Here is a 26,098-nt window from a genome sequence, read left to right as displayed (position 1 = left end):
CCCGGCGGCTCACGGCTGGCGGTTCGCCTCGACCAGGGCCTGGGTGACCGCCCGGACGCTGCGCGCGATGTGCTGGAGCTGCATGACCTCGGCCGCGTACAGCTTGATCGTGTGCTCGATGACCCCCTCGTGCAGGCCCAGTCCGGGCAGGTCGGCGCGGGCGGTCTGCAGGGCGGTGCGGGCGATCCGGATCTCGTTCTGGACCTGGATGTGGGCGTGCCGGGCGAGGAGGACGGGGTGGCGGATGAACACGGGATAGCCGGCGTAGCGCGTGGGCACCAGTTCGCGCAGCCACTTGGCCGCCGAGCGCTCCCAGTCGTAGCTCCCGGGCGTCTTGACCTGGCAGGGCCAGTCGGGGCTGATGCGCGTGGTCGTCAGTTGCATGATCATCGCTTCCGGGTGTGCGGCGTCGTAAGGGTGGACGACGGGTCGGGGCGGCCCCGGCCTAGGGGATGACCGGGGCCGCCACGGACACCCGGGACCCGGAGTGGGTAGGACCCGGCTCCACGGGTGCGGAACGGATCCGGAACCGGCCGGGTCGCGATCCGTGAGCAGTATTTATATATGCCATCCGGTTTGCAAGGAGCATGAAAACATTCATGCGCGCTTTGTTGTGGATGGTCCCCTTGTGGGAGCGAACGGGTGCCGCTCAGTCCCTGAGGAAGAACTGGTGCTGGTCGGCGACCTGCTCGTACTCCTCCAGCCGCGCCTGCGTCCGCTCCGGGTCCGCGTCGGTCATGGCCTGCAGCAGCGCCGAACACATCACGCCCGGGGCCGCGTAGGAGTCGAAGACCAGTCGCGACCCCGTCCCGATGGCGAAGACGACGTCGGCCTCGTCCGCGAGCGGCCCGAGCGCCAGATCGGTGATCAGGGCGACCTTGAGCCCGGCGCCCCGCGCGACCCGCACGGCCGTCAGGGTCTCCTGGGCGTGCCGGGGCATGGAGAACGCCAGCACCCAGGTCCCACCGGCCTCACGCGACTGCAGCAGCGCGTCGTAGGCGACGCTGCCGCCCCGCGTCACGAGGCGTACGTCGGGATGGATCCGGCGGGCGGCGTAGGCGAAGTACTCGGCGAGCGAGACGGAGATGCGCAGCCCGAGGACCGTCAGGGGGGCCGACGACGAGAGCTTGCGGCCGACGTCGATGACCACGTTCGGGTCGGCCAGGTCCCGCCGCAGGTTCTCCAGGTTCTCGATCTCGGCGTCGACCGCCGCCTGCAGTTCGTTGCCCCGCATCTCCTCGGCCGGGCCGACCGCGAGGGTGCCCAGCGCGATCGACTGCAGTTTCTCCCGAAGCGCCGGGTAACCGCTGAAGCCGACCGCCGAGGCGAACCGCGTCACCGAGGGCTGGCTGACGCCGACCCGGTCCGCGAGATCCGTGATCGACAGGAACGCCGCCTCGGTGATGTGCTCGATCAGGTACTGCGCGATGCGCCGCTGCCCCGGGGACAGCCGGGGACGGTCGAAGAGCGCCCTGAGCTGGGCGGACGGGGAGACCTCCGCTTCGGGGGCGGCCTTCCCCGAGGTGATCGCGGATGCCTGTGCGCGTGCCTGCTGCGGCGATGGCACCGGTGCGCCTCCTTCGTCTCCCACGGACGTTCAACATAGCTCACGCACATGGTGACCAGGGCTTCTCCGGGCAGCATGACCTGCCCGGCAGGGGGTTACCCGTACGCCGGGCGGGAACCCGCCGCCGCACGCGACCGAAGAGAGGAGCCGCCGTCATGACCGTCCCCGAGGAGAACCGGCCCAAGACGGAGACCACCGACGAACTGCTGGAACAGCACGACGAGAACCGCACCCGCCCGCCGGGCGCCACCGGCCGCACGATGCGGGAGGCCCTGGAGGAGGCCGAGGTCCGCCCCGACGACTTCGACGACCGCTAGGGCATCCCCCGACACCCCGACCAACCGACGACGCTTCGGGCAGGAGAGACGGCATGGGCGCGCTGAGTGCGCTGGAACAGACCCTGGAGAACCGCTGGGACGCGCTGTGGGCGCGGCTCCTCGACAAGGAACCGGTCGAGGTCGTCGACGCCCTGCGGCGCGAGTGCGACGACAACGCCGTCGTGTGCCGTGCGGGCCGCGTCATGGTCCCCAACGCGTACGACGTGGAACTCCCCGACGACGTGCACGACCATCTGACCCGCACCGGCACCGACGTGGGGCAGGCCCTCACCGACAGCCTGTCCCGCCACGCGGAACGCCGCGGCTACGAGTTCGCCGGCCCGCTGGCGGTCCACGTGGCGAGGTGCCCGGAGGTGCCCAACGGCCGCTACCGGGTGGCCAGCAGGGTCATGCAGCACGTGAGCGCGGACGGGTTCTTCTACGCGACCCACTGACCCGTGCGTGCCACGGCACTCAGCGGCGGTACAGCGTGATCGAGTGCCCGACGTCGTCGACGGGGCGGCTGCCGCCGATCAACTCGGCCAGCCGCCCCGTGGCCTTCGCGGCCGCCGAGTCCGACACGGCCAGCAGCCCCCGCACTTCACGGACCGGCACCCGCCGGGGATCCGACGCCTCGATACCGTAGGCGGACGGCACCCCACCGCCCTTGTACACGAGCCACACCCGCTCACCCGGATACCGCTCCCGCAGCCGGTCCGCGAGCCGCCCGAGGTCCTGCCCCCAGTCCACGTTCGAGTCGTGCAACCACTCCCGGGTGCGGCCCGGCCCGCCGAACGCCTCGTTGGAGTACGGCAGATAGCACGGGTACGCCCGCACCGAACTGACCCCGGCGCACGCGACCAGCACCGCCACGCCCACGGACACCCACCGCCGCCGCACCACCAGCAGGCACCCCGCCGCCACCGCGAGGAACAGCGGCAGGAACACGGCGTACCGGGTCCCGAAATCCCGCGCCCCCTGCATGGCGGCCGCCAGCAGCACCAGGGGAGCTGCCAGCACATAGGGGGCGGCGGGCCGCAGCCGCCGGACCCCGATGACGGCCGCGGCACCCCCGGCCCACAGCGCGAGCGTCCCCAGCGGCGTCTTCACCAGCAGCGCGGCCGGCAGGTAGTACCAGAGCGAGCCGTTGTACAGCCGCCCGAACAGAAACCCCTGCCAGTGCCGGTTCTCCAGCCCGAACTGCACGCGCATCCCGTCCCGGTAGGCCTCCGGGAACGGCATCATCTCCACCAGCAGCCCCCGCAACCCGTGCACCACCGGCACATGCTGCTCCGGAACCCAGCGCAGCCGCGGATCGACCATCAGATACGTGACCCACACGACGGCGACCGCGACCAGGGCCACAGCCGACGCCGCCGCCACGGCCCGGCGCCGGCCGCCGCCGGACGCCCGCCGCACGGACACCGCGGCCAGCGCCATCAGCACCGGCACGGCGGGCAACGTGCTCATCTTCGTGGCCAGCGCCGCGCCGAGCGCCAGTCCCGCGAGCGGCACGTACAGCCGCGGTCTCCGGCGCGCCCGCCACACCAGCCACGCCGAGGTCAGCGCGAACCCGGCGGCCGGCACATCGAGGGTGGCGAGCGAGCCGTGGGCGATGACGTCGGGGGAGAAGCAGTACAGCGCGAGAGCGGCCGACCCCGCGACGGGCCCGGCCAGTTCACGGGCGAAGACGAACACCACCAGGCCGAACGACAGGGTCAGCGCGATCATCGGAAGGCGGGCCCACAGCATCAAACGCCAGGGATCGTTGCCCGACTCGTACAGCAGATCGCGGCCCAACTGCCCCTGGTCCCCGACGAAGGGGGGACCGACGTGCGGATCCGCGAGGGCGACCCCCGCGCCGATGACCAGTTTGCCGAGCGGCGGGTGCTCGGGGTTGTGCCGCAGCCGGTGCTCGTGCACGTACTCCACGGCCGCGCCCACGTACACCGGTTCGTCGATGGTGGGGGTCTGCTGCACGGCGGTCGTGACCATCGCGAAGGCCATCTGGGCGAGCAGCACGGCCACGAGGAGCGGCATCGGCCACCGTCCGCCCTCTGCGCGTGGGGTGGGGGCCGGTGCCGGGGGCGACAGCGACACGGGCCGCGGAACGGCGGGAGCGATCCAGAGGTCCCTCATGGACTCACTCTGCATCAGCCCCCGCCGAAGAAAGCGCTACCGCCTCACGAGTCGCACCGACAGACCGTCAGCCGTGTACACCGGCACGGCCCGCAGCGACGCCGAGTCCAGCTCGACACGGTCGAACCGGCCGCGCAGCTGCGAAGCCGACAGCACGGGAACGGTCGTCCCCGCGACCGGCGGCCGCTCGGCGTCGAGCCGCAGCGACAGCACGCTGCCCCGGCCCAGCAGAACCCGCCGGCTCACCGTCAGGGCCGGGCCGTGGTTCCTGCGCAGCGGCAGCTCCAGCGTCGACTCGCCCTCCTGGACGTACGAGCCGCGCACCCGCGCGACCTTGTCCGCGCGGAGCGTGCCGCCCGTGACGTGGACGTCGCCCTCGCCGAGGGCGCCCGGCGAGGCGGCCACCAGGGTGCCGGCCTCGACGGCGGTCCCACCGTGGTAGCAGTTGTGGCCCGTCAGGGTGAGCGTGCCCGAACCGCGCTTGGTCAGACCGCCGTCGCCCTCGATGTCGTTGCGCCAGCTGTCGGCCGCGTGGAAGCCCCCGGCCGCCGCGTCCAGCGTCACGACGACGTCCCGCTCGAAGGCGCCGTAACCGTCCGCCGCGGCGAACAGGTTCAGCCGGCCCCACTGTTCGAAGCCGTCCAGCAGGACGTACCCCGACGGCAGCGCGGTCGTCCGCAGCACCTCGCGCCGCTGGGCGGCGGTCAGGTACGGCAGCCGCGTCTCCAGCAGCACCTCCGCACCCTTCGGCACCGCGAGCGGGTCCTTACGGCCCCGGCGGGGCAGGATGTACGTCAACCGGGGCCGGACCGCACGGGCGTTGGCGTCCCGGTCGGCGTAGGGGTCGGTGCCCGTGCCAGCGGAGTGCGCGTACGCGTACAGGGTGTCGGCCGTCGTGCCGGTCTTCTCCGTGAAGTAGGCCAGGGCCTGGGCGCGGGCCGCCGCCTTGAGCCCGGAGTTGGCCGGGTCCGACAGGGTGGCGGCGGCCAGCGCGGTGGCCATGATCCGGCCGCCGAGCACGTCGACGGGGGAGTGCATGCCGGCGACGATCCGGGTGTGGGCCAGTTCCAGGGCACGCGTCACCAGCTCCTGGAAACGCTCGGGCACCGCGTACGCGTAGGCCAGCGAGGCCAGGTGCAGGGCGTTGGTGTGGCCGCTGGGGAAACCGCCGTCCTCGGCCGGCTTGTCGCTGCGCTGGCGCAGCAGCTGCGGGGCGACGACGACCTTCGACTCGTACACCGGGAAGCCGAACTCGTCCTTCCTGCCGGTGTCGACGACCTGGCTGTCCTCGTTCATCCGCCACGGCCGCGGGTACAGATAGGCGAACTTGGACGGGTTGCCGGACGCCCAGTTGCCGCGCAGGGTGTCCACCAGCCGGGCCACCTGGCCGAGTTCGGAGTCGTACGAGCCGGCGCCCAGCGCGGAGCCCGCCGGGGCGCCGGCCGGCACGGCGTCGTCGATCTTGGCCGGGGGTGTGCCGTCCGGGGCGCTGGTGATCGACGTGACCGCCTTGGCCCCGGTCTTGTAGAGGGCGGCGAGCGGGCCGAGTCCGTCGATCATCGAGTAGCTCTGGTGCTGGCGGTCGATCACGAAGGCCTTCTTCGCCTCCGCGTCGGTGCGCTCGGCGGTGATCCGCTCGCAGTAGCGCACGTTGGCGCGCAGTATGTCCGGCATGAGCGGTGTGCCGGTGTTCCAGGCGCCGCCGGTCTTCCACACCTGGGCGAAGCCCCCCAGGGCCCGGACGACCGCGTTGGTCTCGGCGGTCTGGTTCGCCATCACGTTGGTCTTGTAGTCGTCGACGAACGCGGCGGGAGCGGTGGCTGCCTTGGCGTCCGCGGCACCCAGCCACCCGACGAAGGCCGGCGCGGCGACCAGCGCGGCCGAGCCGCCCAGAGAGGTTCTGAGGAAACCCCTCCGGTTCAGGGTGGGGGAGTGGTGCCCGGCGGATGACGGCATGGGTGTGCCTCTCTTCAGTTCTGCGGCCCTGCGGCCGGGTGCGATCGTGCGATCTTGCCTGATGCGAGGGGGAGTTGAGAGTCCCGTGCGTCAGGTGGTGCCTACGAGCGAAGAACTACGGCCGGGTTGTGTCCCAGCGGCGAGGGCGCTGCGGCCCGGACATGTCCCGCGGGTGAACGAGGGGACACCCGTGACCCGGCGCGTCACAGCAGCGATCGTGCCAGTGCCACCGCACCCTCGACCGGCGGCTCGCGCAGCGGCCTGGTACGGGCCGCGGGCACGGTGTCGGCGAGGGCCGCGGTGAGGGCGTCGTAGAGCGCGGGCTGGGAGAGCACGGTGCCGCCCGCGACCACCACGTCGTCGACGACCGCCCCGCGCGCGGCGAGACGGGCGACGAGCGCGGCGAGGGAGCGGCCGGCCTCAACGATCACGGCACGGGCGAGTGTCGAGCCCGCCTCGGCGGCCGTGAAGACGACGGGAGCGTGCCGGCCCCACTCGGCGGAGACGTCGGTGGCGCTCTCCAGAGCCGCGCCCAGCGCCGGTACCTCCGGCACGGCCAGCGAGGCCACGAGGCCGAGCGCCAGCTCGTCGGGCTCCTCGCCCCGGTCGTGCGCCGCCCAGGCGGCACGGGCCGCCTCCCGGACGAGACCGGCGGCGCCGCCCTCGTCGCCGAGCACGGCGCCCCAGCCGCCCACCTGGACAGTGGTGCCGTCGGGCAGTCGCCCCACGGCGACGGACCCGGTGCCGGCGACCAGGCCGACGCCCTTGTCCAGACCGGCGGCGTGAACGAGGAGCTCCGCGTCGCCCACGACCAGCGCGGGCACGCCGAAGGCACTCTCCAGAGCGGCGCGGATCCGTGCGCACTGGCGGGGTGTCTCGCAGGCGTGCGCGCCCACGGCAAGGGCCGAGGGCCGGGCGTCGGCCGGCAGGGTCTCGCGGACCAGGCCGGTCAGCCAGCCGGCCGCGGCCGCGGGGTCGTGCGGCCGCCAGCCGGCGCTCGTACGGACGTGATCGACGACGCGCTGGTCCCCCGCGAGGGCGCGGAGGTGCGTCTTGGTGCCGCCCACGTCGATGCCGAGCACGAGAGGGCTGGCGGAGGTGGAGTCCTGCACGGATCCTCTTTCGTCGGTGCGCAGTGCTGCGACGGCGGGCGAACCGTGCCTGAGAGAAGGGCAGTCGAGAACTCTGGAGGCCCCGGGACGGGCCTCTGGCGGAGTCACGGCAGGCGAGTACCGTGATGTTCGTTAGGAAGTTAACTAACGAAGTATGGTGCGTCAAGAGGAATCCCATCGCCGCATCCACGGAGCCGGTCGCGAAGCCGACCGCCCCGGGGAGAGCGGCCCGTGACCTGTGTGGGGTAACTGTTGGAACAAGACCTGGCAAGAGCCCCCCGCCTGACCGAGAGCGCGGGCGCGGTGTTCGCCGTGCTGGCCGGGGCCGGCCGTGCGACCCGGCCGCAGCTCGCGAGCCTCGCGGGCCTGTCCAAACCGACGGTGTCCTCCGCCGTCGCGGAACTGGAGAGCGTCCGGCTCGCCGCTCACTCCGGCACCGCCTCCAGCGGCACGGGGCGCAACGCCGCCGTCTACCGTCTCGGGCCGGCCGCGGGGGCCGTGCTCGCCGTCGACCTCGGCCCGGCCCTCACCCGGGTCCGCGGCTGCGCCCTGGACGGCACGATGCTCGCCGAGGCCACCGGGACCCGGGAGGGCGCCGCCGACGTCGTGCGCGAGGCGCTCGACGCGCTGCCCGCCGACGCCCCGCTGCGGACCATCGTCGTCGCCGTCGGTGACGTCACCGCGCCGCGCAAGGAGGGCACCGGTATGCGTCCGGCGACCGCCAAGGCCGGCCCCGTCTTCGACGCCGTGGCCGTCGCGCTGCCGCCGGGCGTCCCCGTCCACCTGGAGAACAACGTCAACTGCGCGGCCCTCGCCGAGCTGCAGGAAGGTGCCGCCCGGGGCCGGGACATCTTCGGCTACCTGCGGATCGGCGTCGGTATCGGCCTCGGCATCGTCGTCGGCGGCCGGGTGCTGCGCGGAGCGAACGGCGCCGCCGGTGAGCTGGCCCGGATTCCCTACCCGTGGGACGACGGCCGCGAGCCCCGCCACGAGGCCCTGGAGGAGTACATCGGCTCGCGCTCGCTGCTGCGGCGCGCGGCCGAGGCCTGGCCGGACACCGACGGGCCGTGCCCCCGCACCGTCGAGGAGCTCTTCGCCCTCGCCGGACAGGGCCGTGCCGCCGCCCGGGCCGTGGTCGACCGCCATGCCGTGGACGTGGGCCGGCTGGCCGCCGCCGTGACCGCGGTACTGGACCCGGGGCTGGTCGTACTGGGGGGCAGCACCGGCGCGTACCCCCAGCTCCTGCACGGTGTCCGGGCCGAGCTCGCCCGGCTGAGCTGGCCCACCGAAGTCGTCAGCAGCACGGTCGGCGATCTCGGCACCGTCGTGGGTGCCGCCAGGCTCGCGGTCTCCCGAGGAGTCCAAACCGTGACCGAGGTCGCCGGGGCGAAGGATTGACGGCTTCCGACTCGTCATGCCAATGTCCGGACAAGCGCTTTCTGAGTCGGCCGGGACGCCGACTCCGGGTGAGCCTCCCGCCCGTACGCGAAGTACGGCAGCCGCACGAGGGCGTGCTTGTGCGACGCCGGCCGTCGTGGCCGGGGACCCCACCCGTCAAGGCGACGCGGCCGGGCGAGGCCGTGCCCCCGGAAAGCGAAATCTCCTGCAAAATGCACCCGTGCCGCCTCGGCTGGCGCCGTGCTTCTTCCGCTACGAAGAAAAGGGATCGAACATGATCAGTGTGGGTGTGCGGCGCTCCCGCCGACTCGGCGGCATACGCCGCGTGGTTCCCCTCGCTGCCGTGGCCACGGCAGGTGCCCTTCTGCTCACCGCCTGCGGGTCGGGTTCCGACTCCGGCGGGACCTCCAAGTCGCTGACGTTCTGGATCTCCACGGTTCCGGGGCAGGACGCGGGCTGGAAGAAGATGGTGTCGCAGTACAAGAAGGACACCGGCGTCACCGTCAAGCTCGTCAACATCCCCTATGACGGCTACACGACGAAGCTGCACAACGCCGCCCAGGCGAACTCCCTGCCCGACGTGGCGGCCGTGCCGGCGCTGGACCCGATCTGGTCGAGCAAGCTGATCGACCTCAAGTCCATCGCCGACAAGAAGAGCAACAAGATCAACACCAACTTCCTCGCCAAGGACTCGTCCGGGAAGGTGCTGGCCATCCCCTCGGACGTCACCGCGTCCGGTATGTTCATCAACAAGTCGCTGTTCAAGAAGGCCGGCGTCTCCTTCCCGACCTCGCCCCAGAAGACCTGGACCTGGACCGAGTTCATCAAGGCGGCGAACAAGGTCCGCGAGAAGACCGGCGCCAAGTACTCCCTGACCTTCGACCAGTCGCCGTCCCGGCTGCGCGCCATGGTGTACGAGATGGGCGGCAAGTACGTCCACGCGGACTCCTCCGGCAAGTTCTCGGTGGACGCGGCGACCAAGAAGGCCGTGAACACCTTCGTCGGATGGAACGACAACAAGACCATGCCGAAGTCGGTGTGGACCAGCGGCGCCGACCCGTCCGCCATGTTCCAGAGCGGCGACGTGGTCGCCTACTGGTCCGGTGTGTGGCAGGTCGCCGCCTTCTCCGAGAGCATCAAGAAGTTCGACTGGGCCAGCGTCCCGACCCCCGCCCAGCCGGTGCAGGCCAGCGACGTCAACAGCGGCGGCCTGATGGTCGGCTTCAACAACAACGGTGACGCGGCCACCGCCACGAAGAAGTTCCTGTCCTGGGTCTACGAGCCGGACAACTACCGCGTGCTGTGCGAGGCCTCCGGCTTCCTGCCGGTCGAGAACGGCCTGAACCCGAAGTACCCCTTCAAGTCCGAGGCGGCGCAGGCGGCGTTCAAGCTGTACAACGAGTCGATCCCGCTCTACGCCCCGATCTCCGGCTACTTCAACGGCGCGCAGACGCAGTGGGTGCTGAAGGGCAAGAGCCTCACCGAGGACCCGACCAAGACGGAGCTCGGCAAGGCGATCAACGGCCAGCAGTCGCCCGACAAGGCCCTGGAGAACATCGTGGCCGGCTACAACCAGCAGGTCGGCGGCGGATCGTAGGCCGCCGGGCCGGGCGGCGGGGGTGAGACGCCGCCGCCCGGCCCTGGACGCGCCCCGCGATTCCGGGCTCATGGCGTGAGCCCACCTGCAATCCCTTCCACCAGCACGGAGTCAGGAAGATGACAAAACGCGCCTCGGACGTGTCCGCGAGCCCGCCCAGGAGACGCAGCAAGTACACCCTTGCGCCGCTCGTCCTCATCGCGGCCAACGTCGTGCTCTTCGCACTGTTCTTCGTCTGGCCCGCGGTGATCGGGCTCCTGTACTCCTTCACGAACTACACGGGCGTGGGGGTGTTCCAGTGGGTGGGACTGGACAACTACCACAACCTGTTCGGCGACTCCACGTTCTACGACGCGCTGACCCGGACGCTGCTGTACACCATCCTTTTCGTCCCGCTGAACTTCGCGCTCTCGCTGCTCGCCGCCAACCTGGTGGTGAACAAGCACGCCAAGGGCTCGTCGGTCGCCCGCGTCATCTTCTTCATCCCGTGGCTGCTGTCGCCGATCGTGGTCGGCGTCCTGTGGCGGTGGATGTTCGGTGAGAACTTCGGACTGGTCAACTACGTCATCGAGAAGTTCGGCGGTGGCGCCGTTCCGTGGCAGTCGAACGCGGACCTGTCGCTGCTGGTCGTGGTGATGGCGGCAGCCTGGGCGTGGACGGGCTTCACGATGCTGCTGTTCATCGCGGCGATCAAGAACGTCCCGGTGTCGTACTACGAGGCGGCCGAGCTCGACGGCGCCGGTCCGTGGCGCAAGTTCGTCAGCATCACGCTGCCGAGCATCGCGCCCACCTCGTTCATCGTCATCCTGCTCAACACGATCAACGCCATGAAGGAATACCCGGTGTTCGTCGCCCTCAACAACGGCGGACCCGGAACCTCGAACAACCTGCTCGTCCAGTACATCTATGAGACCGGCTTCAAACGGGGCCAGATCGGCTACGCGAGCGCCGCGTCGTTCGTGCTCATGCTCATCCTGATGGCCGTCGCGATCGTCCAGCTGATCGTCAACCGGCGGGTGGAGAACCGATGACAACCACAGACATGCCCCGCCCGCTCGACACCGACGCCAAACAGCCCCTGTCCAGGAAGCGGCCCCGCAACGCGGCCGGCGGCGGTCTCCGGCGGGCGGTGTCCGCGACGGCACTGCTGTGGATCCTGGCGTGCCTGTACGGTGTGCCGGTGCTGTGGTTCATCCTCAGCTCCTTCAAGCCGGCCAGCGACCTGTTCTCCTATCCGCTGACGCTGGTCCCGCACAACCCCACCCTGACGGGCTTCAAGGCAGCGTGGGACAGTGCCAACTTCTCCCAGTACTTCATCAACACGGCCATCGTGTGCGTGATCACGACGATCCTCACGGTGGGAGTCAGCTGCTGCACCGGGTACGCGCTGGCCAAGTACGACAACAGGTGGCTCAAGGCCTTCTTCATCTGCATCCTGGCCACCACGATGCTGCCGGGCGAGGTCATGCTCGCCCCTGAGTTCCTGGTGGTCCGCAACCTCGGCCTCTACAACTCGTTCGCCGGCATCATCCTCCCGGCCGTGCTCACCGCGACCGGATGCTTCATGTTCCGCCAGTTCTTCCTGACGGTGCCCGACGAGCTCGTCGAAGCCGCACGCATCGACGGCGCCCGCGAACTGTCGATCTTCCTGCGGATCATGGTGCCGGTCTCGCGGCCCATCATGCTGACCCTCGCGATCCTGTCGTTCCAGTGGCGGTGGAACGACTACATCTGGCCGCTCCTGATGCTGAACGACCCCAACAAGTTCACCGTGCAGATCGGCATCCAGAGCATCGTCGGCGCCCAGAACATCAACTGGTCGGTACTGCTCGGCGCATCGGTCATCTCCATGATCCCCCTGATCGCCGTCTTCCTGGTCTTCCAGCGCTACGTCATGGGCGCCGACATCAACGCCGGACTGAAGGACTGACCTTGCCCACCCCGCTCGACCACGCATTCGTCCGCGCGGCGGCGGCCGCCGCCGACCGGCTGGCCGCCCCGCTGGCGGCCGCCCCCGGCGAGGAACCCGCCGGGGTGCCCCACCGCGCTCTGGCGCGCCGGGTGAAGACCCTGGTCGCGGCGTACCGGTCCCCGGACTCGGCGCTGCACGGCAGCGGGCAGGCCATCGCCGCCGCGACGACCCACCTCCGCGCCCTGCGGGCCGCGCAGACAGCCACCGGCCTCTTCGCCGGCGGCGACAACGTGCAGTCGCCTCCGGACTCCGCGTTCACCGTCAACGACGTGTGCGACGCGCACGTCCTCGCCGCCGGCGGGGGGCCGGAACTGCGCGACGTCACGGCCGCGCTCGCCGAAGTCGCCCGCGCCGCCTCCGGCAGTCTCCTGACCGGTGGGGTGCACACACCGAACCACCGCTGGGAGCTGTGCGCGGCACTGGCCCGGCTGCACCGGTCGTTCCCCGACGACCGGCTCCTCGAGCGCATCGAGGAGTGGCTGTCCGAGGGCGTCGACATCGACGCGGAGGGCCTGTACTCGGAACGGAGCGCCAACTACGCGGCGCACGTCTCCAACCCGTCGCTGCTGCTGCTGGCCGGTGTCCTCGGCCGTACCGACCTGCTGGACGCCGTCGAACGCAACCTCGCCACGACCCTGGACCTCATCAGGCCGGACGGCACGGTGGAGACCGTCCACTCGCGTCGGCAGGACCAGAACCACCCGTTCCCGCTGGCGCCCTACCTGCCGCACTACCGGCTGCTCGCGATCCGCACCGGGCGGGGCGACTTCAGCCGGGCGGCGACGCTGGCGGCCGCCGGCGGCATCGACGACCCCGACCTGCTCGCCGAGACCCTCCTCACCCCGGACCTGTGCCAGGCGCTGCCGGCCCCGGCCGCGGAGACCCTGCCCCGCGACCGGTACCTCACCACCGCCCGCCTCGCCGCGCGCGCCTCGGCCACCGCGCACACGGTGGTGTACGGCGGCTCCGACGTGCCCGAGCACCGGCGCATCCGTTCCGGCCTCGCCTGCAACCCCACCTTCCTGCGCCTGTTCGCCGGCGACGCGGTCCTCGACGCGGTCCGTCTCTCGCGGGGCTTCTTCGACCTGGGCCCGTTCCGCGCCGCGACCGTGGAGCAGCCCGCCGACCACCGGTACCGGCTCACCGAAACCCTCTCGGCCGCCTACTACCGGCCGCTGCCGCCGGACCGGCGACGGGACGACGGCGCCTACCGCATGGCGGACGAGGGACGCTTCTCGGCCGCGATGGCCTTCCCCGACCGGCCTCGGGACGAGGTCTCACACACCACCCGCGTGGAGGTCGACCTGCGGGAGGACGGTGCCGACCTGCGGATCGACATCAGCGGACCACGGGTGCCCTGGGCCCTCGAACTGACCTTCCGGCCGGGTGGCGTGCCAGAGGGCGCCGTACCGATCGGCGACGGCCGCTGGTGCCTGACGACCGGGCCGATGACCTACCGGGCGGGTGCCGACGAGATCAGGATCGAGGCCGACGTCCAGGCAGGTGAAGCGCTGGCCGGGCCGGACCGGAGCGAGGTACTGCAATACGACCCGGGGCAGGACTACACCGTGGTGGGCGGCACCGACGCGACGACCGGGAACCGCGTCTACATCGGTGGACTCGGCCCGCACACACTGACCGTCGCACTACGCGCCCGCAGGACCGCACCCGCCGGGTGACTCCGACGACCCACGCCAGGGCCTCTCGGGACGAGCGGGTGTCCACTGCGGCCAGTCCCGCGGCCGTACGCCGGGGTCCGGGGCCACCATGTGGATCCACGCCTCGCGTCATCGGGCGTGGACCGTCGCCGAGACGTCCGCGTCACGGAAGGTCACTGGCCGGCTCCTGTCGGCCTCGGTGAAGCGTCGGCCTCGGTGATCGCGTTCCGCCCGTCCGTGCCGCCCACGTAGGCCGCGTCACCGGGGGTCGCACGAGTGTCTCTCCTGCGCTTCGGCGGCCGGGTTGCGGACGGGCGGTGCCTGCGCCGCGAGCTCCCTGAGGGGGCCACCGCTCAGCCTGCACACCTTCCACTCGTCCAGGAGCTCCACCCCGAGCGACGTGTAGAAGTCGATGGTCGGCGTGTTCCAGGCCAAAACCCACCACTCGAAGCGGTCGTACCCGTTGCGCCGGCAGGTCGCGGCGAGGGCGGCGAGCAGGGCCTTGCCGTGACCCGCGCCGCGGGCGTGCGGACGGACGTAGAGGTCCTCGAGGTGCATGCCGCGGGTGCCCGTCCAGGTCGAGAAACGCGGGAACCACAGGGCGTAGCCCATGACCTCACCCGTGCCGTCGTCCTCGGCGATCAGGGCGAAGGCGGCGGGGTGCTCACCGAACAGTGCCTCGCGCAGCTGCTCCCCGGTGGCTCGTGCCTGTTCCACCGCCCGTTCGTACGCGGCGAGTTCGCGGATCATCGTGCGGATCTCGGGGATGTCCTCCGGGCCGGCGGATCTGATCACGCGGCAGATCATGCCCCATCGCCGAGCGGCCCGGAACCTGTCGGGAAGGGGCGAGTCGGTGGTGGCGGCGCGATGTTCACCTCCGTCGTCGCGTGGGTCGACGCTGCTGCCGGCCTGGCCGCCTGGAGCACGTTCAGGCCTGCGCGCGCGGCAGTGCCGACTCCGGCACCACCAGGTCCGCCCGCCTTCGGGTCGTCGCGACCAGCTCGGCGTTGCGCTCGTCCGAGCGTGCCACCCAGGCCACCGCCTCCTCGTGCGTCTTGCCGAACCGCTCGTGGCGGGTCACCAGCCGGCGGACGCGCTCCCGCTCGGGCAGCTCGCAGAACCACACCTCGTCGAGCAGGGGGCGCACGCGGGGCCAGGAACCGGTGCTCAGGAGCAGGTAGTTGCCCTCGGTGACGACGAGACGGGCCGTCGGGGGAACCGGGATCGCTCCCGCGATCGGCTGTTCCACGACGCGTTCGAAGCCGGGCGCGTAGACGACGTCGTCACCGGGCTCCTCGCGCAGCCGCCGCAGCAGGGCCGCGTATCCGGCCGCGTCGAACGTGTCGGGTGCCCCCTTGCGGTCCCGGCGGCCGAGGCGCTCCAGTTCGGCGTCGGCGAGGTGGAAGCCGTCCATGGGGACGTGCGCGACCCAGGGGTCACCGGTGCCGTTCAACTCCCGCACCAGGTACTCCGCGAGCGTCGACTTGCCCGCGCCGGGGCTGCCCGCGATGCCGAGGAGCGCGCGCCGGCCGCCCTGGGGGAGGGCCCGGGCGCGGTGGACGAGGTCGTCGAGGGTGAGCGGCACGGAGGAAATTGTGTCACCCCGGAGCCCCGGAGCGGGGGCCGGGATCAGAGCCCCGCTCGGGCGCCCGGGCTCCGAACCCCTCGCGCCCCCGGCGTGTGGCGTGCGCCACTTACTGGAACGTCTCCGCAGGGGGAACCGGTCCTGTATGACGCAGCTCGGTCTTCCCGAAAGCATCCATGCCTGTCTGTTCGACCTCGACGGCGTCGTCACCAAGACGGCCGTCGTGCACGCGGCCGCCTGGAAGGAGATGTTCGACGCCTTCCTGCGCGAGCGCGACGGCGCGGACTTCCGGCCGTTCGAGGCGGCGGACTACGACGAGTACGTCGACGGGCGACCACGCGCCGACGGGGTGCGCACCTTCCTCGCCTCCCGCGGCATCGACCTGCCCGACGGCGACCCCGGCGACCCAGCCGGAGCCGAGACCGTGCACGGACTCGGCAACCGCAAGAACGAGCTGGTCCTCGAGAAGATCCGCACCGACGGTGTCGAGGCCTACGACGGCACCCTGCGCTATCTGGAGGCCGTCCGCGCCCACGGACTCAGCACCGCCATCGTCTCCTCCAGCGCGAACTGCCGTGACGTGCTCCGCTCCATCGGCGCCGAGCACTTCTTCGACGTCCGCATCGACGGCGTCGTCGCCGCCGAGCGCAAACTGCCCGGCAAGCCACACCCCGACACGTTCCTGGCCGCCGCCGAGGACCTCGGCGTCCAGCCCTGCGAAGCGGCCGTCTTCGAGGACGCCCTGGCCGGCATGGACGCGGGCCGCGCGGGGCGCTTCGGATACGTCGTCGGAGTCGACCGGGTCGGGCAGACCGACGCGCTGTACCGGCACGGCGCCGACATCGTGGTGCAGGATCTCGCAGAACTGGGGGACGAGCAGTGATCACGCAGCGGGCGTACAACGTCGAGCCCTGGGCCGTACGCGAGACGGAACTCAACCTCGACGTCCTGGCGCAGAGCGAGTCCGTCTTCGCGCTGTCCAACGGCCACATCGGGTGGCGCGGCAACCTCGACGAGGGCGAACCCCACGGCCTGCCCGGCTCCTACCTCAACGGCGTCCACGAACTGCACCCGCTGCCGTACGCCGAGGCCGGCTACGGCTACCCCGAGTCCGGCCAGACCTCCATCAACGTCACCAACGGCAAGGTGCTGCGGCTTCTCGTCGACGACGAGCCGTTCGACCTGCGCTACGGGCGGCTCGTCACCCACGAGCGGACCCTCGACCTGCGGCGGGGCGTCCTGGAGCGGGTCTGCGAATGGACCTCGCCGGCCGGCTCGACCGTCCGGGTGCGCTCCACCCGCCTGGTGTCCCTCACCCAGCGCGCGATAGCCGCCGTGGCGTACGAGGTGGAGCCCGTCGACAGCCGGACCCGCGTGGTCGTCCAGTCGGAACTGGTCGCCAACGAGAGCCTGCCCGAGCCGGACGGCGACCCGCGTGCCGCCAAGGCGCTGAAGTCGCCGCTGGAGCCGGAGGAGGACCTCGCCGCGGGCAGCAGGCTGCGCCTGGTCCACCGCACCCGCCGCAGTGGCCTGAGGGTCGCCGTGGCCGCCGACCACACCGTCACCGGCCCCGAACGGACCACCACGAGCAGCGAGAGCAACGTGGACGTGGCCCGACTGACCGTCACCTCCGTCCTCGAACCGGGGGAGCGGCTGCGCGTGGAGAAGCTGGTCGCGCACGGCTGGTCCGGTGTGCGCTCCCGGCCCGCCATGAGCGACCAGGTCGAGGCGGCCCTGGCCGCGGCCGGGCACAGCGGCTGGACAGGGCTGCTGGAGGACCAGCGGGCGTACCTCGACGACTTCTGGGCACGGGCCGACGTCGAGATCGACGGCGACGAGGAGATCCAGCAGGCCGTCCGCTTCGCCCTCTTCCACGTCCTCCAGGCCGGCGCCCGCGCCGAACAGCGCGCCATCCCCGCCAAGGGACTCACCGGCTCCGGCTACGACGGCCACGCCTTCTGGGACACCGAGGCGTTCGTGCTGCCGCTGCTGACCTACACCGCGCCGAAGTCCGCGGCCGAGGCCCTGCGCTGGCGCCTCGACACGCTGCCCGCCGCCCGGGAACGCGCCGCCCAACTCGGCCTGCGCGGCGCCGCGTTCCCCTGGCGCACCATCGAGGGCTCGGAGGGTTCCGCGTACTGGCCGGCCGGCACGGCGGCCTTCCACGTGGGCGCCGACATCGCCGACGCCGTCGTGCGGTACGTGGCCGTGACCGGCGACGAGACCTTCGAACGCGAGGTCGGCGTGGAGCTGCTGGTGGAGACCGCCCGCCTGTGGCGCTCCCTCGGCCACCACGACGACCGGGGCGTCTTCCACATCGACGGCGTCACCGGACCGGACGAGTACAGCGCCATCGCCGACGACAACACCTACACCAACCTCATGGCCCGGGCGAACCTGCTGGCCGCCGCCGACGCCTGCAAGCGCCACCCCGACGAGGCATCGCGGCTCGGCGCCGACGAGGAGGAGCGGGCCGCCTGGCGGGACGCCGCCGAGGCCATGAACGTCCCCTACAACGACGAGCTCGGCGTGCACGAGCAGCACTCCGGCTTCACCCGCTACCAGCGCTGGGACTTCGACCGCACCGGGCCCGACCAGTACCCCCTGATGCTGCACTTCCCCTACTTCGACCTGTACCGCAAGCAGGTCATCAAGCAGGCGGACCTGGTGCTGGCGATGTACACCTGCGGCGCCTTCTTCGAGGAGTTCTTCGACGAGGAGCAGATCGCCCGCAACTTCGCCTACTACGAGCCGCTGACCGTTCGCGACTCCTCCCTGTCCGCCTGCGTCCAGGCCGTCATGGCAGCCCGCTCCGGCCATCTCGACCTGGCCGGCGACTACACGGCCGAAGCGGCGCTCATGGACCTCGGCGACCTGGAGCACAACACCCGCGACGGACTGCACATCGCCTCGCTGGCCGGCACCTGGATGGCGCTGGTCGCCGGGTTCGGCGGCATGCGGTGCAGCGACGGCGCCCTGCGGTTCGCGCCCCGCCTGCCCGAGCGGTACAGCCGGCTCGCCTTCACGGTGGGCTTCCTCGGCCGGTGCCTGCGCGTGGAACTGACCGCCGACCAGGCCACCTACACCCTGAACTCCGGCATGCCCCTGACCATCCGGCACCACGGCACCGAACTCACGGTGAGTGAGGACGCCCCCGTCTCCCGGCCGATCCCCGAGCTGACCCACCGCCCGGCCCCGAGCCAGCCCCCGCACCGCGCCCCGCACGCCCGCTGATCCTCGCCACGGGCCACGGGCCACGGGTCAGGCACTTGGCCGAGTTCCGCCCTGCACCTCCCCGCCCCGCGGGTTAGCTTGATCGTGTTTTCCGATCATCTGGGTAAGGGGCGGAACATGCCTGACGGCGCGAACGCCATCCTCGTCCGCAGGCGAAGACGCGAACAGGCGGCCGGGCCGCGCGCCGCCTTCGGGGCGCGCGGCAACCGGCCGCTCGCCGTCCTGGCCGCCGTCTTCACCCTCGCGCAGCTCGTCCTGGTCCGCCCCGTCCTGGGCCTCGGCTGGGACGAGATCGTCTACGTCAGCCAGGTCACCTCGCACCACCCCGCGGCCTTCTTCAGCGCCCCCCGCTCCCGCGGCGTCTCGCTGCTGGTCGCGCCCGTCGCGTCCTGGTCGTCGTCCGTCCCTCTGCTGCGCGTCTATCTCGCCCTGCTGTCCGGCCTCGCCCTCTACCTGGCCCTGCGTGCCTGGCGGGGTCTGTTCCCGACCCGCGTCCTGGTCGTCGGCGGTGCCCTCTTCGCCTCGCTGTGGATGACCCTCTTCTACGGCCCGCAGGCCATGCCCAACTACTGGGTCGCGATCGGCGCCCTGATCGGCGTCGGATGCTTCCTGCGGGCCCGGGAGGAACGTTCCGCCCCGGTGGTCCTGTGGGGTCTCGCGGCCGGCGCCGCCCTCATGGCCTGGATGCGTCCCACCGACGCGGCTCACGTGGCCCTGCCGCTGCTCGTCCTCGCCCTGGCGCGCCGCCGATGGCGACTCCTCCTCGTGCTCGTGGCGGGTCTCGCGGCTGGCGCCGTGCCATGGGTGATCGAGGCGTACGCGAGCTACGGCGGGCTGGGGGAGCGACTGGCGGAGGCCTCCCGGATCCAGGGCGGTCTCGGCTGGCAGATCGCCGTCGACGACCAGCTGCGCAGCCTGGGCGGACGCGCCCTGTGCCGGCCGTGCACCGGGCCGATGCCCACCCCCCTGGTCACCCTCTGGTGGTTCGCCCTGCCCGTCCTGGCCGGCCTCGGGCTGGTCGTCGCGGTCCGGGCCGGGCGCGCGGGACGGACCCTGGTCCCGCTGGCCTGCGCCGCCACGGCCGCGCTGCCGTACCTCTTCATGATCGGCTACGCGGCGCCGCGCTTCCTCCAGCCGGCCTACGCGCTGCTCGCCATCCCGGTCGCCGACGCCCTGTGGCACCTGGTCAGAACCCCGCGCGGGACCTGGCGCCCGGTGGCCGCCACACTCGTGGCGCTCTGCCTGGCCGGGCACCTCGCGGCACAACTCGCCGTGCTGCACGGCGCGGTGTCCCGCAACATCGACAGCCGCCGTGACTGGGACCGCACCGCCGACGCCCTGCACCGGATCGGTGTCCGCCCGCCCTGTCTGCTCACGGGCCACGAGGCCATCCCCATCGGCTACTACACCGGTTGCTCCTCGGGGGCGACGTCCGGGAACAACGAGAACATCACCGTGGCCGGCATCCTGCGCACCGCGGACCGTCTCCCGGTCGCACACCTGGCTCCGGCCGGCGGCACGCCACCCCGCTACGCGCGATCCTGGCCCGTCCACCGGATCTCGGACCTGGACGTCCGCGTGGCACCGGGCCGCTGACACCTCCGATCGCGTTTCCCGCCCGTCCGGCTCAGGTAGGAGCCGGGTTGACGGTCACGATCGAGGGGGAACGGCATGACGGGGAGCGACCACGAGGGCAGGCTGGGCGAGGAGTTCTTCACTCCGGGGTCCTCGTCCTTCACCGACTTCCTGGCGGCCCACCGCCCCGAGCTGCTGAGCACCCGCCGCGTCCTGCCGGAGGGCGTCCGGGCCGAGGGCGCCCCGCACGGCACGACCGTGCTGGCCCTCACCTACCGGGACGGCGTGCTCATCGCCGGCGACCGGCGGGCGACGATGGGCCATCTCATCGCCCAGCGCGACCTGGAGAAGGTGCACCCAGCGGACGACCACTGCGCGGTCGCCTTCGCGGGTACGGTCGGGCTCGCGGTGGACATGGTGAAGCTGTACCAGGTCGAGCTGGCGCACTTCGAGAAGATCGAGGGCATCCCGATGACCCTCGCCGCGAAGGCGACCCGGCTCGCCACCATGATCCGCAACAACCTGGGCCAGGCCATGCAGGGCCTCGCCGTCGTCCCGCTGCTGGCCGGCTACGACCCCGCGGCCCCCGAGGGGGAACAAGGCCGCATCTTCTCCTTCGACGTCGTCGGCGGCCGCTACGAGAAGTTCGGCTTCCATGCCGAGGGCTCCGGATCGCCCTACGCCCGGGGCGCGTTGAAGAAGCTGTACCGCCCGGGCATGTCCCGCCGCGAGGCGGCTCTGGCGGCCCTGCAGGCGCTGTACGACGCGGCGGACGACGACTCCGCGACCGGCGGCCCCGACCTCACCCGCCGCATCTACCCGATCGTCTCGGTCATCACCGAGGAAGGCTTCGAGCGGCTGGCCGAGGCGGAGACGGAGGAGCTGAGCCGAGAGATGGTCGAGCAGCGTCACAACCGGCCGGACGGACCGAACGCCGAGGCCTGACACCCGGCGGGTCCGACCGACGGCCCGGCCGACGCGGCCCGAGCCCGGCCCCGAGCCCGGCCCCGAGCCCGGTCAGAGCCCGGTCCGAGCGCCTGCCCGACCGGCGGCCCGGCGGAGTTTTCGGTTCCATGGACAAGACCTGTCACGGGCTTTACTGCACAGCACTTGCAGGTACCGCAGGATGGCACGAGGCTGTTCACCGCAGCCGTCCGTCCGGCAGAAAGACCTTCCCCCCGATGACGGCCGCCCCTGAGTCCACTCCGCCCCTCCCCGCCCAGCGCACCGCCTGGCACCGCGTCCGCTCCTCCATGACGCGGCGGGAGTGGACCAGGGTCGGGGGGATGGCGGCCTTCATCCTGGCCCTGCACGTGATCGGCTGGTTCACCCTCGTCGCGATCGTCGCCCCGGAGCACCACGCCATCGGCGCGCAGACCTTCGGCGTCGGCATCGGCGTCACCGCGTACACGCTCGGCATGCGCCACGCCTTCGACGCCGACCACATCGCCGCCATCGACAACACCACCCGCAAGCTGATGGGGGAGGGGCAGCGGCCGCTGTCCGTCGGCTTCTGGTTCTCCCTCGGCCACTCCAGCGTCGTCTTCGCCCTGGCCTTCCTGCTCACCCTCGGCGTGAAGACCCTGGCCGGGCCGGTCCGGGACGACGGCTCCGCCCTGCACGACGTCACCGGCCTGATCGGCACGACCGTCTCCGGCACGTTCCTCTACCTCATCGCGGCCGTCAACCTCGTCGTCCTGGCCGGCATCTGGAAGGTGTTCCGCGCCATGCGCTCGGGCCGCTACGACGAGGCCGCCCTGGAGGAGCAGCTGAACAACCGCGGGTTCATGAACCGCCTGCTGGGCCGCGTCATGAAGTCGGTCTCCAAGCCCTGGCACATGTACCCGCTGGGCCTGCTGTTCGGCCTCGGCTTCGACACCGCCACCGAGATCGCCCTGCTCGTCCTGGCCGGTTCCGGCGCCGCCTCCGGACTGCCCTGGTACGCGATCCTGTGCCTGCCCGTCCTGTTCGCCGCGGGGATGTGCCTCCTCGACACCATCGACGGCTCGTTCATGAACTTCGCCTACGGCTGGGCCTTCTCCAAGCCGGTCCGCAAGGTCTACTACAACCTCACCATCACCGGCCTGTCCGTCGCCGTGGCCCTCCTCATCGGCACGGTCGAACTCCTCGGCCTCCTCGCCGAACGACTCGGCCTGCACGGACCCTTCTGGGACCGGATCTCCGGCCTCGACCTCAACATCCTCGGCTATGTCGTCGTCGCCCTGTTCTTCGCCACCTGGGTGGTGGCGCTGGTGGTGTGGAGGGTCGGACGCATCGAGGAGAAGTGGTCGGGGGATCTGGCCGGGCCGGGGCGCGGCGTCAGTCCATGACCGCCAGGGCGAGGGCGAGGGACACCGCGAGGGCGAGGGACACCGCGAGGACGAGGGCGGCCATCGCGATCACGACCGCCCCGAACAGCCCCGTCACCACGGACAGCCGAGCCGGGCGACCCGACGCGCGCGTGCGGCCTCCCGGATCACGTCGCCGTCCTCGTACCAGCCGTTCTCAGCCATCACACCCTCCCGGCGGGGAGGATACAGTCGGCCGCTCACGCCCCCAGCCGCAGCTCCTTGCGCCACTTGGTGATCTGTTTCTCCGCATCACCCGTGTACGACCACGGCGTGCGCGTCGCACGGGGTCCCAGCATGCCCAGCAGGACGCCCGCGATGTCCGTGGCGCCGGCGGAGCAGGCCGCGTGGGCCAGGTAGTTGAAGTCGCGCAGTTCGCCGGGCGCGATCCCGCTCTGCGTCCGGCCCATGACCCAGCGCTGCCAGGTTCGCCGCAGGTCGCTCGACGCACCGTCATGGCTCCAGTGCTGTGAGAGGCCCACGGCGGAGTGCCTGCCCTGTGCCGCGTCCAGGGCGAAGCGGTACTCCTCGACCCGGGCGTACTGCACCAGCACCGGCAGCGGACAGCCCGGCGGCGCCACTCCGGCCGCGTCCCGGGCGAAGTCGTACATCAGGCCGTGCGTGCCGTGCCAGCGCGCAGAGTAGTAGTGCAGCACCTGAAGGTGCCCCTCGACGCTGTAGGGGTCCCGGCCGTGCAACTCGTCCCACCAGCGACCCAGTTCCTGTCGGCGCACCCCCGTCGGGTACAGGCGCGCCACCGAGATCAGCGACACCCACGGCGTCGGGTCCTCCGGGTGCGCCTCCGCCGCCGTCAGGCAGGCCAGCACCGCCGCGTCCACGCGGTGCTGGCCGATCGGCACGCCCCGCCCCGCCGCGATGGCCACGTTGAAGGTGCGCGCGGTCTCCGTCGCCGCCCGCAGCACCAGCGCGTCGGCGCTGTGGGGGTCGGCCGAGAGCCAGGACTCCACCGTCGAACTGCCCGCGCACACCTGCGCGAGCTGCCGGATCCGGTGCCCCCGGGCCGTCCAGTCGCGGCCGGTGGCGCCCAGGAGGTCCCGAAGTCCCTGCCAGCGGCCGATCACGACGTCCTGGCGGGCGGAGGTGAGGTCGCTGTCCCCGCAGTCGGGGTCGAAGTCGGGAGTGAAACCGCGTCTGAGTCCGCGTGCCATCGGGGCCCCCTCAGAAGTCGGTGGACAGACCCTCGTGGACCCGGGCGCGCGCGTCCTGTTCGTCGGGGACGTAGTCCGTCTCGACCGCGCGCGAGGCGTCCAGCTTCGCGGGCCGGTAGTAGTCGCTGCCCTGCCTCCAGTACCAGAGCATCGGGACGAGCCCGACCGCGAGCCCGCCGATGCCGATCGAGATCGCGGCGCCGCTCAGCTCGCCCAGCGACTCCACGAACACCCAGAACATGAACAGGGCGCCGCACAGCGGCCACAGGCCGCCGAAGAGGAAGTTGGCCGCGGACTTGAGCAGCATCTTCCGGTACGCGACGACCACCGCGAGTCCCGCGAGACCGTAGTAGACGGCGATCTGCAGGCCGATCGCCGAGATGGCGTCGGAGAGGATGTCGCCCACCGAGCCCAGGGCGTTGGAGGCGATGAACATCAGCAGCGCCACCGCCCCGACCACCACGATCGCCACCCAGGGGGTGTTCCACCGGCGGTGCACCCGGCCCAGCGCCGCCGGCATCGTACGGTCCCGGCCCATCGCGAACAGCGAGCGCGTGACCTGGATGAGCGTCGTCTCCAGGGTGGCGATGGTGGACAGCATCACGGCCACGATGAGCAGCTTGCCGCCCCAGCCCGGCCAGATCTCCTCGCCGAGCACCGCCAGCACGTTCGCGTCGTTCTCCTCGATCTGCTTCGAGGAGAGGATCACGTTCACCGCGATGGTGAACACCTCGAACAGCAGGAAGACGATGCCCACCCCGATCAGGCCCGCGAGGCCCGTCGTACGGCGGCTGTTGCGGGTCTCCTCACTGAGGTTGCTGGTGACGTCCCAGCCCCAGTAGTAGAACGCGGCGATGAGCGCGCCCGAGGCGAAGCCGGCCATGCCGTCGAAGTGCGAGAAGCCGAGCCAGGACCAGTCGAAGGCGCGGGCGTTGCCGGTGTGGAAGAAGGCGAGCACCGCGAACAACGCCAGGACGGCCAGCTCGACGCCGGACATGATCAGCTGGGCGCGCACCGTGAGCCGGGCGCCGCCGAGCACCACGCCCAGCATCACGAGGAACCAGGCCGCGCCGACCACCGTGGACAGCGCGGTGTTGTCCGCGAGGTTGTCGTCGAAGAGCGCCAGCGTCATCGAACCGGCGGGCAGCGACCCGGCCACCATGAAGATCGTCGCCGAGATCACCAGCGCCCAGCCGCTGATGAAGCCCAGGAAGGGGTGGAGCGTGCGCCCCACCCACGAGTAACTGGCGCCCGCGTTGACGTCGATCCGGCCGAGGTAGCTGAACGCCAGCGCGATGCCCAGCATGGGTATCGCGCAGTACAGCAGGGCGGCCGGACTCGCCAGCCCGACCGCGCCGACCAGCACGGCGGTGGTGGCCGCCAGCGAATACGCCGGGGCGCTGCCCGCGACCGCCATCACCACGGTGTCGAACGTGCTGAGGACATTGGCCTGCAGCCCTCTGCCCCTGCTGTAGCTCATGGATGCGCTGCTTTCACTTGTGCATGACCGGAGGCGGGCAGGCCGTCCCGGCGGCGTTGGGGGGTGGGGGTGGAGCTCGCCGCCGGACGGAGGAAAGGGTGGCCTCGGTCCCGGTGGCGTGAGAAGGGGTGGCGGATACCGTGCTGCCGCCGCGTCGGCAGCCGGTCACACCGTGTGTGCGAGTGATGATAGTCCCACTCATTGAGCTTTCAAGATTAACCGGTGGGTAATGTCCGGGCCCGCCCACGGTTTTGACTCGTGTTGGCCCGCGTGACGTTCGGGCGCCCTCCCCGTTTCGGAGGACGTCCGCCGAGGTTAGAGCCCGCGTAACGGGAAACGCGGAACGGACAGGCGAGACGAACGAGCCGAGCAGCGCACAGGAAGGCAGGAGTGATGGGCACGGAACCGATGCGCCCCGAACCGATGGCGGACGACGCTTACCAGCCCACCGGTACCAACGAGGAGCAGGAGGACGCCGCGCCGCTGGACCTGCAGGACGCCGTCGACGAACGGACGTACGACGACATGCTCGACGAGGGCTACTCCCCGCCGGAGAAGCCCCTGGGCGTCACCAAGCGCGGCACCACCGCGGCCGAGCAGCACGAGGGTGAGAGCCTCGACGAACGGCTGGCCCAGGAGGTCCCCGACGTGTCCGCCGAGCCCGCCGGGGACGGCGTGGGCGACAGCTCCGACAGCGACGGCGAACCGGTGGACCCCGAGGCGGGGACCGCCCGCGCCGGGCGCCTGGTCGCCCCCGACGAGGGCGCCCACGCCGACACCACGAAGGAGACCGTCGCCTCCGACGTCGGCATCGACGGCGGGGCGGCCGGTGCGGAGGAGGCCGCCGTGCACGTGGTGGAGGACGACAGCGCACTGCCGGAGGACGACGGCAGCGTGTGACCCGTCCGCCGGTGTGCGGTCGCCGCCGGCACGCAGAGGGGGCCCCCGCCCCCCCGCCACCCCGGGGGGCCCCGGGGCCGCCGCCGGCGCC

Annotated in this window: 22 protein-coding genes; 13 read left to right on the top strand and 9 right to left on the bottom strand. The window is 71.7% G+C overall.

Annotated features, from left to right (window positions below):
* Positions 1 to 9: 9 nt before the first annotated feature.
* Together ABT116_RS09480 and ABT116_RS09475 are read right to left on the bottom strand one after the other, a co-directional pair.
* Entirely contained in the window at positions 10 to 390 is a 381-nt protein-coding gene (locus tag ABT116_RS09480; protein WP_351630133.1) for a hypothetical protein, read from the bottom strand.
* Positions 391 to 649: 259 nt separating this feature from the next.
* Positions 650 to 1,567 carry a MurR/RpiR family transcriptional regulator gene (locus tag ABT116_RS09475; protein WP_351630130.1) on the bottom strand — a complete coding sequence of 306 codons (918 nt, stop codon included), beginning with the start codon at positions 1,565 to 1,567 and terminating at the stop codon, positions 650 to 652.
* A 155-nt stretch (positions 1,568 to 1,722) separates the two neighbouring features.
* Here ABT116_RS09475 and ABT116_RS09470 point away from each other — a divergent pair, with 155 nt between their 5' ends.
* Both ABT116_RS09470 and ABT116_RS09465 read left to right on the top strand, forming a co-directional pair.
* Positions 1,723 to 1,884, top strand: a complete 162-nt coding sequence (locus ABT116_RS09470) for a hypothetical protein (protein WP_344455851.1) — start codon at positions 1,723 to 1,725, stop codon at positions 1,882 to 1,884.
* A gap of 53 nt (positions 1,885 to 1,937) precedes the next feature.
* Positions 1,938 to 2,339, top strand: coding sequence for a DUF3662 domain-containing protein (locus ABT116_RS09465; protein WP_351630127.1), 402 nt, complete (start codon positions 1,938 to 1,940; stop codon positions 2,337 to 2,339).
* A gap of 19 nt (positions 2,340 to 2,358) precedes the next feature.
* On the opposite strand, the gene ABT116_RS09460 is transcribed toward ABT116_RS09465, so the two are convergent.
* The 3 genes from ABT116_RS09460 to ABT116_RS09450 form a co-directional block, all read right to left on the bottom strand.
* Positions 2,359 to 3,924, bottom strand: coding sequence for an ArnT family glycosyltransferase (locus ABT116_RS09460; RefSeq protein ID WP_351630183.1), 1,566 nt, complete (start codon positions 3,922 to 3,924; stop codon positions 2,359 to 2,361).
* Between the two features lie 135 nt (positions 3,925 to 4,059).
* A complete protein-coding gene (locus ABT116_RS09455) occupies positions 4,060 to 5,979 on the bottom strand; it encodes a phosphatase PAP2 family protein (protein ID WP_351630125.1) in 1,920 nt (639 codons plus the stop codon).
* Between the two features lie 203 nt (positions 5,980 to 6,182).
* Positions 6,183 to 7,091: an N-acetylglucosamine kinase gene (locus ABT116_RS09450; protein WP_351630122.1), complete on the bottom strand. Its 909-nt coding sequence runs from the start codon at positions 7,089 to 7,091 to the stop codon at positions 6,183 to 6,185.
* A 252-nt stretch (positions 7,092 to 7,343) separates the two neighbouring features.
* Here ABT116_RS09450 and ABT116_RS09445 point away from each other — a divergent pair, with 252 nt between their 5' ends.
* The 5 genes from ABT116_RS09445 (at position 7,344) to ABT116_RS09425 (ending at position 13,737) form a co-directional block, all read left to right on the top strand.
* On the top strand, positions 7,344 to 8,489 hold the full coding sequence (locus tag ABT116_RS09445; RefSeq protein WP_351630119.1) for an ROK family protein: 1,146 nt from the start codon (positions 7,344 to 7,346) through the stop codon (positions 8,487 to 8,489).
* A 274-nt stretch (positions 8,490 to 8,763) separates the two neighbouring features.
* Positions 8,764 to 10,086, top strand: a complete 1,323-nt coding sequence (locus ABT116_RS09440) for an extracellular solute-binding protein (protein WP_351630117.1) — start codon at positions 8,764 to 8,766, stop codon at positions 10,084 to 10,086.
* Between the two features lie 119 nt (positions 10,087 to 10,205).
* Positions 10,206 to 11,117: a carbohydrate ABC transporter permease gene (locus tag ABT116_RS09435; RefSeq protein WP_351630114.1), complete on the top strand. Its 912-nt coding sequence runs from the start codon at positions 10,206 to 10,208 to the stop codon at positions 11,115 to 11,117.
* Entirely contained in the window at positions 11,114 to 12,016 is a 903-nt protein-coding gene (locus ABT116_RS09430) for a carbohydrate ABC transporter permease (RefSeq protein WP_351630112.1), read from the top strand. The genes ABT116_RS09435 and ABT116_RS09430 overlap by 4 nt, the downstream gene beginning before the upstream one ends.
* Positions 12,017 to 12,018: 2 nt before the next feature.
* Complete coding sequence (locus ABT116_RS09425; RefSeq protein WP_351630109.1) at positions 12,019 to 13,737, top strand: hypothetical protein; 1,719 nt, start codon at positions 12,019 to 12,021, stop codon at positions 13,735 to 13,737.
* 237 nt (positions 13,738 to 13,974) lie between these two features.
* Here ABT116_RS09425 and ABT116_RS09420 read toward each other — a convergent pair whose 3' ends face one another.
* Both ABT116_RS09420 and ABT116_RS09415 read right to left on the bottom strand, forming a co-directional pair.
* The gene (locus ABT116_RS09420) at positions 13,975 to 14,511 is read right to left on the bottom strand and encodes a GNAT family N-acetyltransferase (protein WP_351630107.1); all 537 of its coding nucleotides are present in this window, start codon (positions 14,509 to 14,511) and stop codon (positions 13,975 to 13,977) included.
* A gap of 133 nt (positions 14,512 to 14,644) precedes the next feature.
* Positions 14,645 to 15,301, bottom strand: a complete 657-nt coding sequence (locus ABT116_RS09415) for a nucleoside/nucleotide kinase family protein (RefSeq protein ID WP_351630104.1) — start codon at positions 15,299 to 15,301, stop codon at positions 14,645 to 14,647.
* Between the two features lie 145 nt (positions 15,302 to 15,446).
* Here ABT116_RS09415 and ABT116_RS09410 point away from each other — a divergent pair, with 145 nt between their 5' ends.
* The 5 genes from ABT116_RS09410 (at position 15,447) to nicT (ending at position 22,440) form a co-directional block, all read left to right on the top strand.
* Positions 15,447 to 16,184 (top strand): beta-phosphoglucomutase family hydrolase, encoded by a 738-nt coding sequence (locus ABT116_RS09410; protein ID WP_351630101.1) that lies wholly within the window; start codon positions 15,447 to 15,449, stop codon positions 16,182 to 16,184.
* A complete protein-coding gene (locus ABT116_RS09405) occupies positions 16,181 to 18,535 on the top strand; it encodes a glycoside hydrolase family 65 protein (RefSeq protein ID WP_351630099.1) in 2,355 nt (784 codons plus the stop codon). Before ABT116_RS09410 ends, ABT116_RS09405 begins: the two co-directional genes overlap by 4 nt.
* Positions 18,536 to 18,652: 117 nt before the next feature.
* Positions 18,653 to 20,131, top strand: coding sequence for a hypothetical protein (locus tag ABT116_RS09400; RefSeq protein ID WP_351630096.1), 1,479 nt, complete (start codon positions 18,653 to 18,655; stop codon positions 20,129 to 20,131).
* A gap of 75 nt (positions 20,132 to 20,206) precedes the next feature.
* Positions 20,207 to 21,055 (top strand): proteasome subunit beta, encoded by an 849-nt coding sequence (prcB, locus tag ABT116_RS09395; protein ID WP_351630093.1) that lies wholly within the window; start codon positions 20,207 to 20,209, stop codon positions 21,053 to 21,055.
* A gap of 236 nt (positions 21,056 to 21,291) precedes the next feature.
* Entirely contained in the window at positions 21,292 to 22,440 is a 1,149-nt protein-coding gene (gene nicT / locus ABT116_RS09390; RefSeq protein WP_351630090.1) for a Nickel transporter NicT, read from the top strand.
* Positions 22,441 to 22,658: 218 nt separating this feature from the next.
* Here nicT and ABT116_RS09385 read toward each other — a convergent pair whose 3' ends face one another.
* Together ABT116_RS09385 and ABT116_RS09380 are read right to left on the bottom strand one after the other, a co-directional pair.
* Entirely contained in the window at positions 22,659 to 23,627 is a 969-nt protein-coding gene (locus tag ABT116_RS09385; RefSeq protein WP_351630088.1) for a hypothetical protein, read from the bottom strand.
* Positions 23,628 to 23,637: 10 nt separating this feature from the next.
* Positions 23,638 to 25,107 (bottom strand): APC family permease, encoded by a 1,470-nt coding sequence (locus ABT116_RS09380; RefSeq protein WP_351630085.1) that lies wholly within the window; start codon positions 25,105 to 25,107, stop codon positions 23,638 to 23,640.
* A 408-nt stretch (positions 25,108 to 25,515) separates the two neighbouring features.
* Between ABT116_RS09380 and ABT116_RS09375 the strand changes: the two genes are divergently transcribed.
* Positions 25,516 to 26,007: a DUF5709 domain-containing protein gene (locus tag ABT116_RS09375; protein ID WP_351630181.1), complete on the top strand. Its 492-nt coding sequence runs from the start codon at positions 25,516 to 25,518 to the stop codon at positions 26,005 to 26,007.
* The last annotated feature ends 91 nt before the right edge of the window (positions 26,008 to 26,098 follow it).

Source organism: Streptomyces sp. NPDC002130 (genome assembly GCF_040296465.1).
In the GTDB taxonomy this organism is placed as follows: Bacteria; Actinomycetota; Actinomycetes; order Streptomycetales; family Streptomycetaceae; genus Streptomyces.
This window is presented reverse-complemented; position numbering and strand designations above follow the sequence as displayed.